The organism is Streptomyces sp., assembly GCF_035563135.1.
Classification (GTDB): domain Bacteria; phylum Actinomycetota; class Actinomycetes; order Streptomycetales; family Streptomycetaceae; genus Streptomyces.
In genome coordinates this window covers 1-16,844 of record NZ_DATMVN010000478.1, presented here as the reverse complement: position 1 = coordinate 16,844, position 16,844 = coordinate 1, and the positions used below count along the sequence as shown (strand labels likewise).

Below are 16,844 nucleotides of genomic sequence, written 5' to 3'. Positions count from 1 at the left end.
GCCACCACTCCGGCAGCGGTCACCAGGCCGAGGGGTCCGGCCGCCCCGTACAGGGCGGCCCCGCCGGTGGCGGCGGCCTCGGTGCCGAACAGGGCCAGCGGCAGTGCCCGGACCGGAGTCCGCGACGCCTTGCCGACGCTGTCCTTGCTGGTGTCGTCGGCGGGGGTCTGGTTGAGGGTGATCTCGATCGGGGTGGTCTGCCCGTCCGAATCGGCCACCACCGTGGTGGGCTCGGGCGGTGCCTTCGTGCTGGTGTCGGACACTGGTGAGGCTCCTTCGGGAGTAGGGCCGCTCCCGGCCGGGCCCTGAGAAAGCGGGCCGGGAGCGGCTGGCCGGCCTGACGGCCGTGGCCCGCTACCAGAGCCCCGCCCCGGCCGGCCCGGTGGAAGAGCCGGGCGGCAGGGGCGGGGAGCTGGGTGCGGCCATGCGCGGTCAGGACGTTCGGAGGGCGGCGGCGGGTTCGCGAACCTGCGCTTCTGGTTCGCGAACCCGGGTTCGGCTCAGCCCGCTGCGCGCTGGTTGTAGGCGTCGCGGGCGTCGTTGAGGCGGTGGTAGGCGGTGGTCTTGGTCATGCCGGTTCGCTCCTGGACGAGCGGGAGTTTGACGTTGTCGTAGCCGAGTTCGTCGATGAGGTTCAGAACCTGTTCGACCTGTTCGGCCTGCCGCTGGGAACGCTTGGTGAGGTTCGCGGTTCCGTCCCGGTCCGGTTCGCTGTTCGCGTTCTGCTGGTTCGGAACCCGCCCGTCATCCGGGGCACCGCTGGTTCGTGGTGCGCCGGGGGGAAGGGGGGTTCCGTTGTTGCCGAACCGGTGGTTCGCGCCGGAGTGGTTCGTGTTCGGCGGCGGGGGAAGGGCGGGGCGGTTCGGGTTCAGCTCACCGTTCGCCTGGTTCGACAGGTCGGTTCGGACCAGGTTCACGAAGAGGTTCGGAACCTGACCCGGGTTCAGCGAACCGTTCAGTGGGAGAACCCGGTAGGTCGCCGGGAGCGGCGAACCCCGGCGTGCGGAGCGCAGGTTTCGCTGGTGGGTGAGTTCGCGTTCGGCGGCGTACCAGGTGTGGTTCAGGGTCGTCAGAGACGCGTCGGTGATCGCGAGGGACCACGCGGTGAACGCGTGGCGCGGGTAGCGCAGCCAGCGCACCATGCCGATCGAGGGGCGGGCCTGGGCGACCTTGCCGCCGGCGCGGAGCGTGCGGCGGTGCAGCAGGGTTGCGTAGAGCTCCCACAGGGCCATGCCGACGATCGACATCGTGGCGAACGCCATGGCCTTGGGGGTGAAGTGCCAGTAGGTGACCTCCTGGACGAACTGGCGGGCCGCCGCGTCCCAGACCCGGGTGCCCGGCTGCGGCACCCCGGAGGCGTGCCAGAAGTTCATCAGCGCGGCGCCCATGGCGAAGATCCAGGTGGCTGCCCGGTACAGGGTGCCGGCGTCGCCGTCCTTGCGGGCCTGGTGGTACATCCAGCCCACGAACGCGGTGGACAGTTCGAACGCGGCCGCGAACAGGACCGTCCAGGGCGCCTCCCAGCCGAGGATGTCCTTGGCGAATCCGGCCTGCCCGGTCCAGGCGACCGCCATCGGCGCGGTGATCGGCAGGATCACCAGCAGCCTCTCCGCGTTGACGAGCACGAACTTCTTCAGCCGCTCCGCACGGGTCGGCTTCCCGGCCCGGGCGGCGGCTCGCAGCTCCCGGGCCTTTGCCGTACGGGCATCACGGGACTCGCGGCGCTGATCGCGTGCCTCGGTCTTCAGCCGCTTGCGCTCGATACGCCGCTCGGTACGGTCCAGGGCCCGCCGCATCCGCTCCGCGGCCTCCGCCGCCTTGTCGTGCGCGGCTTTGAGCGTGACCTCGGCGTCGGCCTCCCGCACCCGGGCGCGGGCCAGGACCTCGGCGGCCTCCTTCAGATCGGTGTCCTTCTGGGTGCCCGCCTTGGCGAGGATGCGGTCGGCCTCATCCCGGGCATGACGGGTGAGGCGCTCGGCGTCCTCGGCCGCCGTCGCCTTCAGCCGGGCGATGTCCTCCTCGGCCAGCTTCCGCACCCGCGCCGCCGACTGCCGGGCCGCCTCCTGTTCCCGTCCCGTGTCCTCGCGGAGCTGAGAGGCCTCGGCCTCGGCCCGGCCCTCGACTTCGGCGGCGTCCTTCTCGGCAGCGGCCAGGATCTCGCCGGAGCGCCGCTCGGCTGCTGCGACCTGCCCGGCCGCCTCTGCCGCCGCGCTCTGCAGCCGGGCGCGGGCCGCCTCTGCCGCTTCGCGGGCCACCTGGTCTGCGGACTCGGTGGCGGCCTGGGTGATGCTGTCCGCCTCGGCGCGGGCCCGGTCCAGGATCTCCTCGGCCTCCTCACGCGCCGCGGCGACGATCTGCCCGGCCTGGTCCTTCGCCTGGGCCTCGATCTTGTTGGCGGCGACGGCGGCCTCGGCGCGCTGACGGGCCGCATGCGCGCGGGCCTCGGCGCGCTGGCGGGCCACATACGCGCGGGCCTCGGTGTGCAGCTGCTCGGCCTCCGTGCGCCCCTGCTCCTTCACGGCGACGGCATCACCGGCCGCCTCGGCCAGACGCCGGCCGGTCTCCTCGACGACCTCGTCCAGCACCTGCCGGGCCATCGCCTCCGCATGCGTGCGGAGCGCCTCGGCCTCACGGCGGGCGTCCTCGGTCAGTGCAACCGCACATGCCTCGGCATCGCCCAGGAGGCGGGCGGTGTCGGTGTGGGCCTGGTCCAGGAGAAGGCCGGCGGCGTCGGCGGCCCGGTCGCGGGCGTCCGCGACAACCGGATCGGCCTCGACCCGGGCAACGGGCTCCACTGGCGGCGTGCTCGTCGTGGTGGGCTTGGGCGGGGTGTTCTTCCGGGCCCGGGCCGGCTTGCGCCGGGCCGGGGCCTTCGTACGGGCGGCGGTCGCCACGAGAGTTCTCCTTATATACGGGGAGCCACGCGCGTCGGCCCCGCCACGGTCTGGCGGGGCCGACGCGCGTACGGCGGCGGGACAGGGGGTCAGGCGGCCCGGCCGGGGGCCAGGGCGGGACCGTAGGTGCGGGCGAACCGGGCACCGGCGTGCAGCAGGGCGGTGATGTCGGCGTGGGTGCGGTGCTGGCGCTCCGACCACGCCGTGGCGCGGGCGGAGGGCGATCCGGTGTGGGCCTGGATCAGCCGGTCCAGGACGTAGCCCGCCACGCGGTCGGTGTCGGTATCGCCGTCCACGCCGTTCTCGCCGACGTGGCGCAGCGCGGTGTCCAGGGTCCGCCGCGGGTCGAGGTCGATGTCCTCGTGGATAAACCGCAGCAGCGCCCGGACCATCTGCTTGACCGTCATGGACTCGTCGTCGGCGGGGTTCGCTTCGCTGGACTGGTCCCGGTCCCGGTTGTAGGTGTGGACGCGGCTCCAGCCGTCCTTGTCGAGCAAGGTGACGGTGGCGTCCAGGTGGCGAGCCACGGCCTCGCCGGAGGACTCCTCACCGGACGGGCCGGTCCACACCGACCCGTAGGAATCGACCACGAGTTCCTGCGCCGTGCGCAGCGTGGCGTCGGTGAACGGGGCAGCGGGGGAGGTCGTCGTCTTGGGCGTGGTCTTGGGCATGTGAGCCTCTCTCAGGGCTAGCGGGTCCGGGCTGTCCGGCTCCCCGTCACCGCGAGCCGCCCCAGCGCCGGATGGCGAGAGGTGGTTCGCGGATCAGGCAACCGTCAGACCGGCTGTCACCAGCCGTTGAGGAACGCTTCGTAGTACGGCCAGCCGAGCCGGGCGGCGGCCGCGTGCTGCCGTGCGTCCTGCGCACCGCGCCGGTGGATACCGGCGGCGATGGTGTGGCCCTGGCGGGCCAGCTCGTCGGCCAGGCGCTGCTGGCCGGCCGCCGACGCCTCCCACGCCTCGGCCTCGGCCTGCATCTCACGGTGGGTGCAGAGCGGAGGGGGAGGCGGGGCGATCTCACCGATCACCACGTAGGCGTCCAGGTCAGCGGCGGACCAGGTGGCGGGGTCGCCGTGCTGGTCGCGGAAGGTGTCGGTCGTGAGCGTGCGCGTCATTGCGTACTCCTCAGGTCCAGGCGGGGCCGTCGTACTCGACGGCGACGACAACGGCGTCGGGGTTCTCGCGCTGGGTGCGCAGCACGTCGGCCGCGACGTCGGCCAGGCTGTTGGTGCTGTTGATGCTGAGGACCTGTCCGGTCCGCTCGTCGTAGAGCCGGTAGTGCAGGTCGGTGTAGGCGGGGCCCCGATCGGGCAGGGGCCGCCCCTTCCAGATGTCGGGCACGGTGTCCTCCTGGTCAGCGGGTGCGCAGGTGGTTGAGGTAGGTGTCCTGGAGGTCGCAGAACCGGTCCCAGAGCCGGGCGCCAGCCGTACAGCGACGGCGGCCGTCGGCGCAGGGCTCGCAGCTCTTGCGGTGGGTGCGCCAGGTGTCGGACGCGGCCATGTAGCGGGTGTGGAGGCTGTCAGCCACCGGCAGGTTTCCGATCAGTTCGTGCGGGGTGGAGGTCGGTGACGCGGTGGCCGGCCTCCCACGCCCTGGCGGCCGCCGTGGCTGCGGCCGCGAGCAGGATGTGGGTCAGTGGGTGGGCCAGGCCGCATACGGTGGCCGCCCGCGCCGCGAGGTGCTGCGCGGCGCGGGCGGCAGGTATGTGCCGGGTCAGGGCTGGTGCCGTTCGGGTACGGCGGAGTGCGGGCGAGCCGGTGCCGGCGCCGGCTCGGTACGGCCGTCACGCTCGTGCGGTGTCGGCTCCATCGCCCTGAGCTGCTGGCAGGCGGAGCAAGTCCACCCGGCGTAGCCAAACCATGTGCCGCAGGTGTCGCACTGCACCTGGCCGGTGCTCTGCGGGGCCGGGGCGACAGCGCCGCAGCGGCACGTCCAGTACCCGCACAGCGGGCACGCGTCGTTCGCCGACCGGAAGGTCAGCGGGCGGGTGAGCAGGAGTACCGGCTGCCGTTCGTAGCCCCCCGGCACCATCTCGGCCAGGGTGCGGCGCGCCTGGCGGCCGGCGGACTCGGCGCGGGTGTCGCCGTCCGTGACCAGGCGGTCGACGAGCTGGTGGAAGGCGCTGTCGGTCTCGTCGCGCTCGGCGTGCGGCACCGGAGGGACAGCACCGGTGCAGCGGCATGTCTCGAAGTTCCCGCCGCAGGTCGGGCACATGCCGGTCGCGTGGCCCGTGGTGAGGTCGAGGAGAGTGGTGTTCATGCCGCGACCTCCCAGCCGTTGCGGGCGCGGCGGGCGGTGCGGATCTGGCGGATCTGCGTGGCCAGGTTCCGGACCTCGGCGTTCTGCGCTGCCCGGGAAACGGCCACCGTGCGCACGGTGGCCGCGGACTTGTCGGGGTTCTTCGTCGCGGCGAACCGCAGCTTGGTCGTGAGCTCGTCGAGCTGGTGGCCTTCGGTGTCTCGGTCGAGGTCGACGGCGACGGCCAGGCGCTCGGCCTGGTGGTCGCGGACGGCAGCGAGCTCGGGGCCGGTCAGGCCGGCGCGCACCAGCTCGTCGGCCTCCGCTTCGCCGTCGCCGTCGCGCAGGGCGAGCTCCTCGCACGCGGCCCGCATCGGGCAGCTGATGCAGAGGCGGATCGCCTCGAGGCGGCGGGCGTGCCAGTCGGTGTCCGGCTCGTCATCGGCGCGGAACCAAAGGTCGGGGTCCATGCCGGTGCAGCGGGCACCGGCATCGACCGCGGCCTGAAGTACGGCCCGGCGCGTGTGCCGGGCCAGTGCGGATGTCATCCTGGGCATGCGCATGTTTCCCTTCGAGACAGGGTGAGCTGCGAAGACGAACCCCCCGGGTGGCCCCCCAGGGGGTTCGTCGCGTTGAGGCCCTGCTGGCCCCCCGCGAGTCGCCGCCCCGCACGCGAAGTGCGGGGTGGCGGCCACGGGTAGCGCAGGGCTACAAGAAGGTGGGTGTTGGCACGGCGCCCGGTTTCCCAGCTCCGGGGCCAGATCTCGTGAGACGCGGACCGCGAGCCGTCCGGGAGATCCGTCCGGACGGGATATGGGCGGTGAAGGTTTGCCGCGTCGTTCTTTAGCGTCGTGAGGGTGCCCACCCTCCGCATTGACCACCGGTAATACGCACCTGGACGGATCACGTCCTGGCCGCAGATGGCTGCGCCCGGCGGTCTGCGCGTGGACTGCCACCACCAGCGGTAATGGCACCTCACGACCGTTCTCCACTCACCCCCGGCCGTTGTGTTCAGCCGGGACTGCGGTGGTGGATCACGCTGTGGAGTTCTCAAGCCAGCGACGCTTCCTTCGAACCCCTCTCGGGGCCTCTCCGGGCGTACCAATGACCAGCCACTACGCATCACAGGGATGATTCGTATTGACCAGACAATGCCTGGCGTGACGATGCTGACACCGGGAGTCCCTGCCCGTCAAGGCGAACGCGCGGAAAGTTTGCATTGACTGGACAATGCAGGATCAGGCGGGTAGATATGAGCTATGAAGCCGATCTACCAGCGCATCGCTGACGACCTGCGCGAGCAGATCGCCGATGGCACCCTGCCGCCAGGCAGCAAACTGCCGACCGAGGCCGACCTGCGCGAGAAGTACGGCACGAGCGCCCGATCAACAGTGCGGCAAGGCCTATCGCTGCTGGTCAATGAAGGCTTGATCGTGCCTCAGCGGCCCAAGGGCTACTTCGTCCGAGAGATTCGCCCTCTGGTGTACCGCCCGCAGAGCGAGTTTCGGCGCAAGCCGCCAGAGGTCGACATCTACACGCACCTGCTGGCAGCTGAGGGCGACGAGCGTCGGCCGGCGCAGGATATTGAGGTGTCCATCGTCGAACCCAGCGTCGCTGTCCGACAGCGTCTGCAACTCGACGCAGCAGACCTGGTAGCTGTACGACGACGCACTCGCCGGTTGGATGGTGAGGCCTACAACCTCAACGACTCCTACGCGGCGTTGTCTCTCGTAGAGGGGAGCGAGTGGATGACCCCGGCCGATGTCGCACGCGGCACCAACCAAGTCCTTGCGGAGCTGGGCAAGGAACTCGTCAGAGCACTTGACGAAATTTACGTGCGGATGCCAACTCCTGAGGAGGTGCGGCGACTCCAGCTCGGCCCCGGTACACCCGTCGCGGAACATGTCGTAACGACCTTCGCTGCAGACGATTCACCTGTGCAGGTCACCATCAACGTTGTGCCTGGTGATAGGCATGTGATCGTTTACGAGCGAGTGAAAGATCCCCAGGACTTCGAGGAGAGGCCTCGTTCCAACTGGGGTGCCGAATGATCATCGTTCCTGCTGAGGAAGCAGACCTGCCTCGTCTCTTGAAGTTCCGACATGACACCGCAATATGGCTCGGAGCCCAGGGCATTGACCAGTGGGCGAATCCGTTCCCGGCTGAACACATCCTCGCTAGCATCCGAGCAGGCGAAGTCTTCATGGTGAAAACGCGACCTGGCGTCGACGCTGCAGCGACAGTCACGCTTGACCAGGATGCCGACGAGCGCCTGTGGACAGCCGAGGAGCGCGCGGACCCGGCCCGTTACGTACACAAGCTGACGGTCGATCGCGAGTACGCCGGCACGGGCCTGGGTTCTCGCATTCTTGACTGGGCAGGAGATCGGGCTGCTCGCGAAGGTGCTCGGTGGTTGCGTCTCGACGCGTGGACTACCAACCCGCGACTGCATGCCTACTACGAAGCCCACGGCTTCGATCACGTCCGCACGTCAAAGGATCCAAGCGTGGTCTCCGGGTGGGTGGCTCAGCGAGCAGCCAAACATTCCGCACACGGCCTGGTGACTTCCAGTGACAGGATATCTCCGTGAAGAAATTCGCCCGATCCCCATAGAACGAGCGAAGCCGCCCTCTCCTGGCCGGGAGAGAACGGCTTCCTAGCTACCGACTCGCAGCCGCCAAGCATCCGAGTCGTGTCCGGTGAGGTGACCTCGCCGGGGTGATGCCCGTGGACCTCTCGGTCCGCGTAGTCACCTGTACCCAGGTTAAGCGCTCCGCCTCCCGGGGCGCCACCATCTGGGTCTCCTGTCAGGTCACATCTGCTGGTCACGGCTCCCCTATCAGGGGAGATCCACCCACATGCACCGCCCGCACCACCCCGAGCGCCGGCCTTCGGCGGCGATTTCCTCGGCCGCCCAGGCCGCCGAGGACGACTTCGAGAACGCCGTCTTCACCATCGCGGACCGTCCGGTAGTCACCGACCCTGCGGACGCCATCGACCTCAGCTTCGACGAGCTGCAGTTGTGCGGCGCCGAGCCTCTGCGCCTGGTTGTCCTCCTGAACTGGCGCTTCCGCGCGAAGGACGGACTCCCGTGCGCCCCGGAGGACATCTGGGCGTCACTGAGCGAACGAGGCATCCGCGACGCTGACGGCGAGAGCCCTCTGCTCCTGAATGATGTCACCCGCGCACTGGCCTTCCTGGACCGCAGCGGCGCGCTGGGCGGTGAGCTGTGACCATGGAGGAGATTCACGAAACAGGGGCCATCACCCACCGGGGCCCGGTAGCAAGCGTCCAGGTTCACGCCCACATGGAGTTCGGCCCCTACGCGCTGACGGCCCCTCTGGACACGAAGATCGTCATCCAGTTGATGTTCATGCTGGCCGAGCAGACGCGGCAGGGACCCGACGCCGGGCTGCTGCGGGTAACTCCTCTGACAGTGCTGGAGCGCCTCCGGGAGCTGGGTGTGCGCGCCGGCAACGGCTCCGCACTGGTCGGGAAGAACGCGGTCTACGACTCGTTCGCGCGCCTTCGCGAGAAGGGCTACATCCGCAGGATCACCCCTCGCGACGAGAAGGGGCGTCCGACCGGGACGGCCTACGAGTTCTACGACTGGCCGTCATGGAACCCCGACGCACCGAAGGGGACCGAGATCGCCGATTCGGCACTGTTTCCGCAGGTCAGCACCACTTCCGGCAATGCCGGAACTGGCAATGCCGGAAGCCATGTAGCCCAAAAGGGTGCAAAACAACAGTCTGTGCAGGTCAAGTCCACTTCCGGCATTGCCGGAACTGGCATTGCCGGAACTGGCAATGCCGGAAGCGCGTTTCCGCAGGTCAAGTCCACTTCCGGCAATGCCGGAAACCCCCCACACCCCCCGGAGGAGGTAACTACCTCCTCCCCCAACCCCCTCACGAGCCACAGCGGCAACTCATCGCTGCCGTCACCGAGGGAGGAGGGGGAGGCTGGCTACGCCGAAGAAGATCTCCAGGCCGCGGCCGACGTCCTGGAACTGCTGCCCGATCCGTGGACCCAGGGCAAGCTCAACGCGTCCAAGCTGGCGCCGAAGCTCCTCGGTGCGATGGCTGTGCAGGGCTGGCCGGGTATCCACGCGGTGGACCGGGCGCTACTCACCCGGCAGCTGACGAAAAACCCGCACAAGATCACCAACCCGTACCGCCTGCTGGCGGGCGACCGGATTCCGAACCTGCCCCGCTACGCGGTCGTGGCCACGACGCTGGCGCCCGGCTCGACCGCAGACGGTATGTGCCCCAAACACCCGCAGTACCGCGCGGGGAGCCGCTGTATCCCCTGTGCCATGGCCGTGCCGGCCTGACCCAACCAGTGCGGGCCACTCCCCGGCATGGGAGCGGCCCGCGATTTCCCCTGAACGCTTGACCGAACAGGAGACCACCAGTGTCCAGCACCCATGATCTGCCCGCACAGCGCCCCACCGCCCACCTCGACGAGCCCCGTCCGCACACCGACCAGGCAGACTTCCTCCGTACGCCCCCGCAGAGCCTGGAAGCCGAGCAGGCCACGCTTGGCACCCTGATGACCAGCATGGGCGCCTCCCAGCGCTACTTCGCGGAGACCCTGGAGACGGGCATCATCGCGGAGGAGTACTACAAGCCGGCCCACACGGTGATCCACCGCGCGATCTGCGACCTGCACAAAGCCGGGGAGCCGGTCGACGTCGTCACCGTCGCCGCGGAACTCGTCGAGCGCGGTGAGCTGTCCAAAGTCGGCGGAGCCCCGTACCTGCACGCCTGCATCCAGGCGGTGCCTACGGCCGCGAACGGGCCCCGCTACGCGGAGATCGTGCGGGCCAAGGCCTACCGCCGGGCCGCGATCGAATCGGCCCAAAAGATCCTGCAGTACGCCTACAGCGAGGAAGGCGACGAAGCCGACGTGCGCGGCCTGGTCGAGCAGGAACTGACCGCGATCGTCGCCGGAACCCCAGGCCTCAGGGACGCCCCGCCGCTCGTCGACGACATCTACCTCGACTACGTCGCCGAACTCGAGGAGATCCAGAACGGACGCCAGCTCGGTCTCTCCTACGGCATCGCCGACCTGGACGCGATGACCTCGGGCATGCACCCCCAGAACGTCACAGTCATCGCCGCCCAGTCCGGCGTCGGCAAATCCACCCTCGCCCTGAACGCCGCCGTGGCAGCTGCCAAGAACGGCGCCACGGTGATGTTCTCCTCCCTGGAGATGAGCAGCACGGAGCTCATGCACAAGATCGTCGCCGCCGAGGGCTCCCTCGCCCTGCACCACCTGACCCGCATGGACGGCCTCACCTCCGAAGACTGGAAGAAAGTGGAACGCCTTGGCCGCGAGTTGTTCCGCACCTTGCCGCTGCGGATCCACCGCCCCGACCATGCCGCCCTTCGCGACATCGAGTCCGCTGCCCGCGCCTGCGTACGTAAGGACGGCCTCGACGTCCTGGTCGTCGACTACCTTCAACTTGTCGAGGTCGAGCAGACCCGCAACATCACCCGCGAACAGGCCGTCGCCGCCGTCTCGCGCGGTCTGAAGAACCTGTCGGTTGACCTGGACTGCCATGTCATCGCCCTTTCCCAGCTCAACGACGACGGCATGGTCCGCGAGTCACGGGCCATCAAGAACGACGCCTCGGTGGTGATCAAGGTGGAACGTCCGGACATGGATGAACCCGAATCGCCGCGAGCTGGTGAGGTCGATCTCGTGATTGAGAAGAACCGGTTCGGGCCTCGGGCTACGGTCTCCGCAGCCGCTCAGTTGCACTACAGCCGCTTCATCGACATGCAGTCGGCCTGAGCCTTGCCATCCGCTGACCGCTCTACAAGGCCCTTGAAGGGGCCTCTCGCTGACGATCTCCACCACGCAGCCCCCGGGGCTTCTAGAGGTGGAGATCGCGCCCCAGGGCCCCGCGTAGCCGATCATGCGGCCACAGGGGCTCCTCCTGGTTTCGGACGGCCGCTCTCGCCGTCGGACTTACGCGACGTCAGCTGGAACCGGATACAGCCAGAAACTGTGGCCGCCTGCCGGCGTCGGCTGGTCGGCCCCGGGGCGGCGGCACGACTGGCGAAACCACCCGATCCGAGAGCCGGAGCGGCCAGACCCGTAATCACGAGAAGGGCTCTCCGGTTGCACGGTCGCCCAGTAACGTAATGGCGAATGACTCCCGCAGAGAGCGGAGTTGCGCGTTGGCGTTCATGGTGTGGCACGAAGAGTGGGGAAACGTCGACTCGACGCTCCTCGATCTCGGTTGCGGCAAGTCCTGGGACACTGTGCATCAAGCCCGCCCGCGGGCTCCTCTTACCTGCCGAGAGTGCCGGCACACTATGACCCCTGTGCGCTCTCCGCGTGGCCTGCGCTTTTTTCGCCATGGGCCGCGGGTCCCTCAATGCGCTTTGGCGGGGGGCGAGTCCATTGAACATCACATGCTCAAGCTGGAGCTTGCCCAGGCGGCCCGCGCTGCAGGATTCCACGCCGAGTATGAAGTTGCCGCTCCAGATCGCTCCTGGCGTGCTGATGTCATGGCGACCAGTGCTGACGGCACACGGCGCGTTGCCCTCGAAGCACAGCTCTCACCGATCACTCCCGAAAGCATCCAGGCACGCACGGACCGATACGAGCGAGACGGTGTCGCCGTTTGCTGGTTCGGGGTGGCGCTAAGCTCGTGGGCTGGACGTGTTCCCTCGCTGTTGGTCAGCCCTCCTGACGCCGGGAGGGCCCATTGGGCCGTGAGCGCCGGGATCGCGCGCATGCTGGTGATGCATCAAGGTTCGTCGTTTCAGCAATGGGTTTCGGTCGAAGACGTGAATCTCACGGACGCCGTGGCATGGATTTTGAACGGAAGGATGGGAGCACATCGGCCCCTATCTAAGGCTAAGGCGGTGCATGACAGTGATGGCCGGCTCTGGCCAGCAGAGTGGGTCGGATCAGCCCGGGAGCCTTGGCTCGTATGGTGGACAGCCCTGCAGTACATGGATATCGACCGCAAGCAGGATGACGACCATCGTGAGCAGGCCCGTATTGCGAAGATTCGCGCCAATGATCCCCGAGCGGCATTCCGTGCTCGGACAGGGATTGAGAACATATCTGGCGTAGAAGACTTGATACTGAAGCAGTTCAACAACAATGCCACACGCTCACGAAGTGACTTTAGTATCCGAGTGCGCCCAGATTACTTAGACGGCCTGGCTTTTTTTGGCTACCGCTGGGACAGCGTACTCGGGACAATTCGGGATAAAGAACCCTTTGTCGTGGTGTGCCCTGATATTCTTGGTAGCCAAAGGTGGGTCCACGATATCCCAGTAGCATTTCCTGTCGCCTACCGCGAGCGACTGACAGGGGTGAATAATGCGTGGCTGTTCGATCTCGATAAAGGGGTCATATTGCCAGCTGATCCCAAAGAGTCTGCCGTTTCCGCCGCACTAGCTAGTTGGAAATCCTTGAAAAATACCTGACCCGCGACACCTCGGGAGGGTCTGTGCACCCCGGCCTCCCGCATCCGGGGCCTCGCGTTCGGCCCGCACTGCGGACGCAGACCAGCCCGCACGCCTGCTTCGGATGACGAGACGAACGGGCAACTACTGTGAGGCCATCCCCGCGGGCGCGGGGATGGCCCAACGGCGGCCAGAACGGGGGCGCACAGCGTCACCTGCTCCCCGCGCACTGGGGATGTCCCGGGAGCCACGGACGGCCGAGGAACCGGTCGCTCCGCTCCCCGCGCACGCGGGGATTGCCGGTCCTTCACAGCCCGTACTTCTGCGCCCAGTCGAAAACGAGCCGCTTGGCTTCCTCCCGGTCCTCGAGGTGGGCTCTGTGCTGTACCGGCGACCACGTCGGATTGGGGATCGTTGCCCCGACTCCGTAGGGCCAGGCGACACCGCCGGCGTCGTTCTTTCCGAATACGGCGATGGCGCGGGCCTTGCTGAAGGCCATGTGAGCCCCTCCTGTGACGACTGGGAGCGCGGCTGAGTGCTGGATGTGCGGGTTACAGCGGGGGTACGTACAGGCCGGCGGCGGCCCCGATCTGGCGGACGTCCATGGTGGGCTGCAGCGGGGACGGCTTCCACCCTGTGGCCTGCTGAATGAAGCCGCCCTTGTTCGAGGCGCCGCTGTTCCACCCGCGGTCGACAACGGGAAGGCGCAGCCAGTTCAGCCGCTCTCTGGTGACCACATGAGTCGGGTGCGTGTAGTGCGTCAGGAAGTCCTCCTGGCCCCTGTCCGCGTCGAGCTGGCCAGGCAGGGTGCGCCAGTCCGTGATGTGCGGTGCACCTTCGAAGGTGCCGGTGATGTCAGGTGTGGTGACGTACCAGGAGATGTGGACCTCGCCGGGCCGGTACAGGTTCGGCCACCGCTTGTGGTAAAAGTCGGCCCATTCGTCGACCCACATCTGCCAGAGAGCTTCGGCGCTGATCTCGTTGGCAAGGTAGTCGTCGGTGAGGGTGCTGCCGTTTGGTTCGGCGTAGAGGGCGAGTTCCTCGGTCTTCTCGTAGCCGTTGCCCTTGTAGGCGAACGTCCACCGGTTGCCGGGGCCGTAGGGCAGGAGTGTGTGGGGCGGTGCGTCGGGGTCGGTAGTCATGCGGCCAGTCTTGTCGCCTCTGACCTGGCTTGTCCGGGCATTGCGCAACAATGCCCCCAACCCGGATGTGCTGGGGTCGTCCCGTTGGCTGCCGAGTTCTTCACCCGGGCCGAATCAGCTGTGGAGCGGGGCTGTCACAGCGTCATGGGCGGCTCGGAGGAGCGCCTGCTGCTCGGCATCGAGACCGCGAGGCGTTTTGCTTGTGGGCGTGACAGCGAAGAAGGCGATCGACCCCAGGACGACGTCCTGCGGTTCACCGAGCAGCGCCATCATCTCGACCCCGATCGTGTTCCTGTTCTCCGAGGTGGCGGGGACCAGCTCTCCCACGTACGCGTTCACGGTTGGCGTGCCCTCGATCATGATTCGGTCCACGAATCCGCTGCCTGGCCCGGTGACACTGTTACGCATCTCGGAGGGCGTTCCGTGTTCGAAGGTGAGAACCCCGGAGGGGGATAGGACCGCGTACGAGATCGGGTTTTCCGCCTTGGCATGCGGGGCGGAGCGCAGGTCTTCCACCAGCCCCTTGAAGTTCTCCTGCTGCCGGGGGAACTGGTGTGGAGCGAAGTCGGCTTCCATTTCGTGTGCCTGTCGGCTGTTAACCCGGTGCTGTAGATCAAAGAATGTGCTCATGGCCTTGGCGAGTGTGTCGCACCTGGCCTGCATGCGTAGGGCGACTGCATGCACTGCGGGACGTGGCACCCAGTTGGGCAGCTCGTACTCCGGGACGGGGCGGTCGCTGGCGTATCCAATACGGCGGGACAGGTTCGTCACGGTCGCGGCAGCGACCGAGCCTGGCTTGAGTCCAGGGGTGCGCTGTCCCCAGGCCACAGACCCCGCGGTAGCGCTCCAGGCAACGGCGACAAGCTGCTCCAGCGTGAATCCGGCGGCCAAGGCGTCCTTGACCGTGGTGTGCGCGTCCGGAAGCCGGTGCTCGGGGATGGGGTCCTCCCGGTACTTCCGCCCCAGAAGCCCGTTCAGATAGTCGATGACCATGTTGGTCTCGACGTCGATGAGCGCCTTGCGAATGTCCTCCGGGTTGCGCTCGAGGTGCACTTCCATGGCGGTCTTGGCGTACTTGTTCCTTCCCTCCTCGCTACCCATCCACCTGGGCAGGGTCCAAGGGATCAGCTTGATGTACACGGCGCGAACGGAGTCGTCGTCGTTGAACGCCACCGCATCCAGGGTGGTGGGCGGCGTGGGGACCAGCCAGCGTTCTTGATGCAGTTCGCGCAGGACGTCCACATCGCCGTCCGTTGCGCCGGTGAGCGTGTAGTCGAGCTTGCCGAACGGACCTACCGCCTTGCTGCTGGTTTTGGTCATGATCTCTGTGATGGCCAGAAGGGAGAGCGCGGCGGTCACGGAGGGGAACCCAGAGGCAATCTCAGTCTCCTGTTCCTGCTCCAGCCATTCCAAGGCGTTCTCGACCCGGCGAGCCTTCTGCGCGTCCTGGCGTTCCTTGGCCGCGGCTGCTTCTTGCTGGCGTACGGCATTGGCCGCTGCGGAGCAATCGGAGCAGACCGATCGTGCCGTGACGGGGTCGGTCGGCATGTCCGGCGCCCAGTGCCCGGTGGCTGCCATCTCTGACCGGGAGGTCACCTTGCTGGGAGCGGTGCACTCTGGGCACAGAACGGTGAGGAGTGAGGCGTACGCGGCTCCCTTGACTGCCTTGTAGACGTGGCTCGTGGATCCCAGGGACGCGACGGGACGCGTCCATGTGCCAGGCTCGGAGAACTCCCAGTACCCGTGGCACAACGCCTGCGTTTCGGCGTCTGCGTTCTCGTCGATGTGGATCTCTACGAGGGGGGCGGCTGCGTTCGGGTACAGCAGGCGAGGCGGCTGTTTCGGAGACGGCGCGCGCGTGGCAGGTGTCCCTTTCGCCTTGGCCCGTTCACGCTTCCTACGCCTGTCCCGCTTGCCCATGGTGTCCCCTCGCACGATGAATCGTCAGCATATCGACGGTGTGTGACTGCTGTAGCCGGTCAGCTCAACCGGCCACAAAGCTTCGGTCAGGTCTGCGCCATGTCGACGAACCGGGAGTAGTGCAGCTGGGCTGCGGCCGTGACCGTTACTGTCGGGCCGAACCCGCTCTTCTCGATGCTGAGGTCGCCCTTGCCAGCGCGCGGTAACTCTGACTCGTCCATGTCGGGCCTTCCGACCTTGGCGTTCTCCAAATCACTTGGTGTCGACGTACTGGATCTGGCCGAGCCAGGCGCGGACGGCGTAGGTGAGGGCCAGGAGGCCGGGCGAGAAGATGCTGGCCCATGCTGCGCCCAGGGCGACGGGGTTGAGGTGTACGCCGTGCATGTTGCTGAAGCTCACGGCGCACAGCACCGTCATCACGATGATCGCGGGTGGTAGCACCACGGCCATCAGTGACAGGGGCATTTTGCGGTGGCCGTAGAGGAGCCCGATCAAGAGATGAAAGAGGACGATTGTCGGGGGCAGGAGCCAGGAGGTTGGTCCGGTGAAGTCGTCGGAGGAGTAGGCGGTGCTGCCGGTCACGAAGGCTACGAGCGCCAGGTGGACGAGCGCCACAGTGGTCAGGGCGGCCCGTGCGACCGGACTGGTGATGGGGTGAGCATGGAAAGTCCTGGGGCCGCGACTGCGGTTGCGGTGCGGTGCGGGAGCGGGAGGCAGGGGGGCCGTGTCGTCCGGGTCCCCGCTCTGCTCTGACTCCGGTTCGTCTTCGTCCTCGGTGCCGCAGTCCGCTTCGGCTTCGTCCGGGTCGTCGGCATCCTCCTCCAGGCTGTCGTCGTGGTGTTGGGCGGAGCCAGGCTCGGGCGGTGGTGGAACCGCTTCTACGGAGTTGAAGTAGTCCTCGAGCCCGGTTTCCAGGTGCGTGAGGGAAGCGCTGACGACGCCGGCGGCCCAGGCGGAGGTCTGCGGGTCGGCGTCTGGCTGCTGTGCCTGTTCGTTGATGGCGTCCCGTAGCCCCAGCAACCACGGGCGGGCGACTTCGGGGTCGAGTTCCGCGGCGACGGTCCTGGCCGCCAGGTTCAGAGGGTGTTTCGTCCCGTTGTTTCATCCCTGATTGCGTGGTTGCGGATGATTCATGCTCCCCGCCATGTTGGGGTGGATTCGGCGGTGAGTCTGCGGGTCATGAGGTTGATCATCGCAAGGTGGATCATGGCTTCGGA

The 16,844-nt window shown here is 67.7% G+C and carries 17 protein-coding genes and 3 pseudogenes; 6 read left to right on the top strand and 14 right to left on the bottom strand.

Translation table 11 applies throughout. From position 1 onward, the window contains the following. The 8 genes and pseudogenes from VN520_RS21150 to VN520_RS21115 all read right to left on the bottom strand — a co-directional run. Positions 1 to 263: pseudogene (locus tag VN520_RS21150) on the bottom strand (hypothetical protein); the annotation flags it as partial. Between the two features lie 237 nt (positions 264 to 500). Continuing rightward, positions 501 to 2,894, bottom strand: coding sequence for a hypothetical protein (locus VN520_RS21145; protein ID WP_325748505.1), 2,394 nt, complete (start codon positions 2,892 to 2,894; stop codon positions 501 to 503). An 89-nt stretch (positions 2,895 to 2,983) separates the two neighbouring features. Further along, positions 2,984 to 3,565, bottom strand: a complete 582-nt coding sequence (locus VN520_RS21140; RefSeq protein WP_325748504.1) for a DUF6197 family protein — start codon at positions 3,563 to 3,565, stop codon at positions 2,984 to 2,986. 116 nt (positions 3,566 to 3,681) lie between these two features. After that, on the bottom strand, positions 3,682 to 4,008 hold the full coding sequence (locus VN520_RS21135; protein WP_325748503.1) for a hypothetical protein: 327 nt from the start codon (positions 4,006 to 4,008) through the stop codon (positions 3,682 to 3,684). Positions 4,009 to 4,018: 10 nt separating this feature from the next. Next, a complete protein-coding gene (locus tag VN520_RS21130) occupies positions 4,019 to 4,234 on the bottom strand; it encodes a hypothetical protein (protein WP_325748502.1) in 216 nt (71 codons plus the stop codon). 13 nt (positions 4,235 to 4,247) lie between these two features. After that, complete coding sequence (locus VN520_RS21125) at positions 4,248 to 4,421, bottom strand: hypothetical protein (protein WP_325748501.1); 174 nt, start codon at positions 4,419 to 4,421, stop codon at positions 4,248 to 4,250. A 186-nt stretch (positions 4,422 to 4,607) separates the two neighbouring features. Continuing rightward, positions 4,608 to 5,153, bottom strand: a complete 546-nt coding sequence (locus tag VN520_RS21120; protein WP_325748500.1) for a hypothetical protein — start codon at positions 5,151 to 5,153, stop codon at positions 4,608 to 4,610. Next, positions 5,150 to 5,689: a WhiB family transcriptional regulator gene (locus VN520_RS21115; RefSeq protein ID WP_325748499.1), complete on the bottom strand. Its 540-nt coding sequence runs from the start codon at positions 5,687 to 5,689 to the stop codon at positions 5,150 to 5,152. The genes VN520_RS21120 and VN520_RS21115 overlap by 4 nt, the downstream gene beginning before the upstream one ends. A gap of 702 nt (positions 5,690 to 6,391) precedes the next feature. Here VN520_RS21115 and VN520_RS21110 point away from each other — a divergent pair. The 6 genes from VN520_RS21110 (at position 6,392) to VN520_RS21085 (ending at position 12,586) form a co-directional block, all read left to right on the top strand. Further along, positions 6,392 to 7,183 carry a GntR family transcriptional regulator gene (locus VN520_RS21110; protein WP_325748498.1) on the top strand — a complete coding sequence of 264 codons (792 nt, stop codon included), beginning with the start codon at positions 6,392 to 6,394 and terminating at the stop codon, positions 7,181 to 7,183. Continuing rightward, positions 7,180 to 7,722, top strand: coding sequence for a GNAT family N-acetyltransferase (locus tag VN520_RS21105; RefSeq protein WP_325748497.1), 543 nt, complete (start codon positions 7,180 to 7,182; stop codon positions 7,720 to 7,722). The genes VN520_RS21110 and VN520_RS21105 overlap by 4 nt, the downstream gene beginning before the upstream one ends. A 268-nt stretch (positions 7,723 to 7,990) precedes the next feature. Beyond that, on the top strand, positions 7,991 to 8,365 hold the full coding sequence (locus VN520_RS21100) for a hypothetical protein (protein WP_325748496.1): 375 nt from the start codon (positions 7,991 to 7,993) through the stop codon (positions 8,363 to 8,365). A gap of 74 nt (positions 8,366 to 8,439) precedes the next feature. Next, on the top strand, positions 8,440 to 9,465 hold the full coding sequence (locus VN520_RS21095) for a hypothetical protein (RefSeq protein ID WP_325748495.1): 1,026 nt from the start codon (positions 8,440 to 8,442) through the stop codon (positions 9,463 to 9,465). Positions 9,466 to 9,545: 80 nt separating this feature from the next. After that, on the top strand, positions 9,546 to 10,931 hold the full coding sequence (locus VN520_RS21090; protein WP_325748494.1) for a replicative DNA helicase: 1,386 nt from the start codon (positions 9,546 to 9,548) through the stop codon (positions 10,929 to 10,931). Between the two features lie 353 nt (positions 10,932 to 11,284). Beyond that, on the top strand, positions 11,285 to 12,586 hold the full coding sequence (locus tag VN520_RS21085) for a competence protein CoiA family protein (RefSeq protein ID WP_325748493.1): 1,302 nt from the start codon (positions 11,285 to 11,287) through the stop codon (positions 12,584 to 12,586). A 286-nt stretch (positions 12,587 to 12,872) separates the two neighbouring features. On the opposite strand, the gene VN520_RS21080 is transcribed toward VN520_RS21085, so the two are convergent. The 6 genes and pseudogenes from VN520_RS21080 to VN520_RS21055 all read right to left on the bottom strand — a co-directional run. After that, positions 12,873 to 13,064 (bottom strand): hypothetical protein, encoded by a 192-nt coding sequence (locus VN520_RS21080; RefSeq protein ID WP_325748492.1) that lies wholly within the window; start codon positions 13,062 to 13,064, stop codon positions 12,873 to 12,875. 52 nt (positions 13,065 to 13,116) lie between these two features. Then, positions 13,117 to 13,707, bottom strand: a complete 591-nt coding sequence (locus VN520_RS21075) for a hypothetical protein (RefSeq protein WP_325748491.1) — start codon at positions 13,705 to 13,707, stop codon at positions 13,117 to 13,119. Between the two features lie 114 nt (positions 13,708 to 13,821). Next, a complete protein-coding gene (locus tag VN520_RS21070; protein WP_325748490.1) occupies positions 13,822 to 15,285 on the bottom strand; it encodes a hypothetical protein in 1,464 nt (487 codons plus the stop codon). A gap of 428 nt (positions 15,286 to 15,713) precedes the next feature. After that, positions 15,714 to 15,857 (bottom strand): annotated as a pseudogene (locus tag VN520_RS21065) (replicative DNA helicase); the annotation flags it as partial. A gap of 22 nt (positions 15,858 to 15,879) precedes the next feature. Next, complete coding sequence (locus tag VN520_RS21060) at positions 15,880 to 16,647, bottom strand: hypothetical protein (protein WP_325748489.1); 768 nt, start codon at positions 16,645 to 16,647, stop codon at positions 15,880 to 15,882. A 110-nt stretch (positions 16,648 to 16,757) separates the two neighbouring features. After that, positions 16,758 to 16,844: pseudogene (locus tag VN520_RS21055) on the bottom strand (IS5/IS1182 family transposase); the annotation flags it as partial.

Coding starts and splice junctions, on each gene's coding strand:
- VN520_RS21075 (WP_325748491.1), bottom strand. CDS start 13,707: ATGACTACCGACCCCGACGCACCGCCCCACACACTCCTGCCCTACGGC.
- VN520_RS21100 (WP_325748496.1), top strand. CDS start 7,991: ATGCACCGCCCGCACCACCCCGAGCGCCGGCCTTCGGCGGCGATTTCC.
- VN520_RS21080 (WP_325748492.1), bottom strand. CDS start 13,064: ATGGCCTTCAGCAAGGCCCGCGCCATCGCCGTATTCGGAAAGAACGAC.
- VN520_RS21110 (WP_325748498.1), top strand. CDS start 6,392: ATGAAGCCGATCTACCAGCGCATCGCTGACGACCTGCGCGAGCAGATC.
- VN520_RS21140 (WP_325748504.1), bottom strand. CDS start 3,565: ATGCCCAAGACCACGCCCAAGACGACGACCTCCCCCGCTGCCCCGTTC.
- VN520_RS21085 (WP_325748493.1), top strand. CDS start 11,285: ATGGCGAATGACTCCCGCAGAGAGCGGAGTTGCGCGTTGGCGTTCATG.
- VN520_RS21095 (WP_325748495.1), top strand. CDS start 8,440: ATGGAGTTCGGCCCCTACGCGCTGACGGCCCCTCTGGACACGAAGATC.
- VN520_RS21135 (WP_325748503.1), bottom strand. CDS start 4,008: ATGACGCGCACGCTCACGACCGACACCTTCCGCGACCAGCACGGCGAC.
- VN520_RS21115 (WP_325748499.1), bottom strand. CDS start 5,689: ATGCCCAGGATGACATCCGCACTGGCCCGGCACACGCGCCGGGCCGTA.
- VN520_RS21070 (WP_325748490.1), bottom strand. CDS start 15,285: ATGGCAGCCACCGGGCACTGGGCGCCGGACATGCCGACCGACCCCGTC.
- VN520_RS21120 (WP_325748500.1), bottom strand. CDS start 5,153: ATGAACACCACTCTCCTCGACCTCACCACGGGCCACGCGACCGGCATG.
- VN520_RS21105 (WP_325748497.1), top strand. CDS start 7,180: ATGATCATCGTTCCTGCTGAGGAAGCAGACCTGCCTCGTCTCTTGAAG.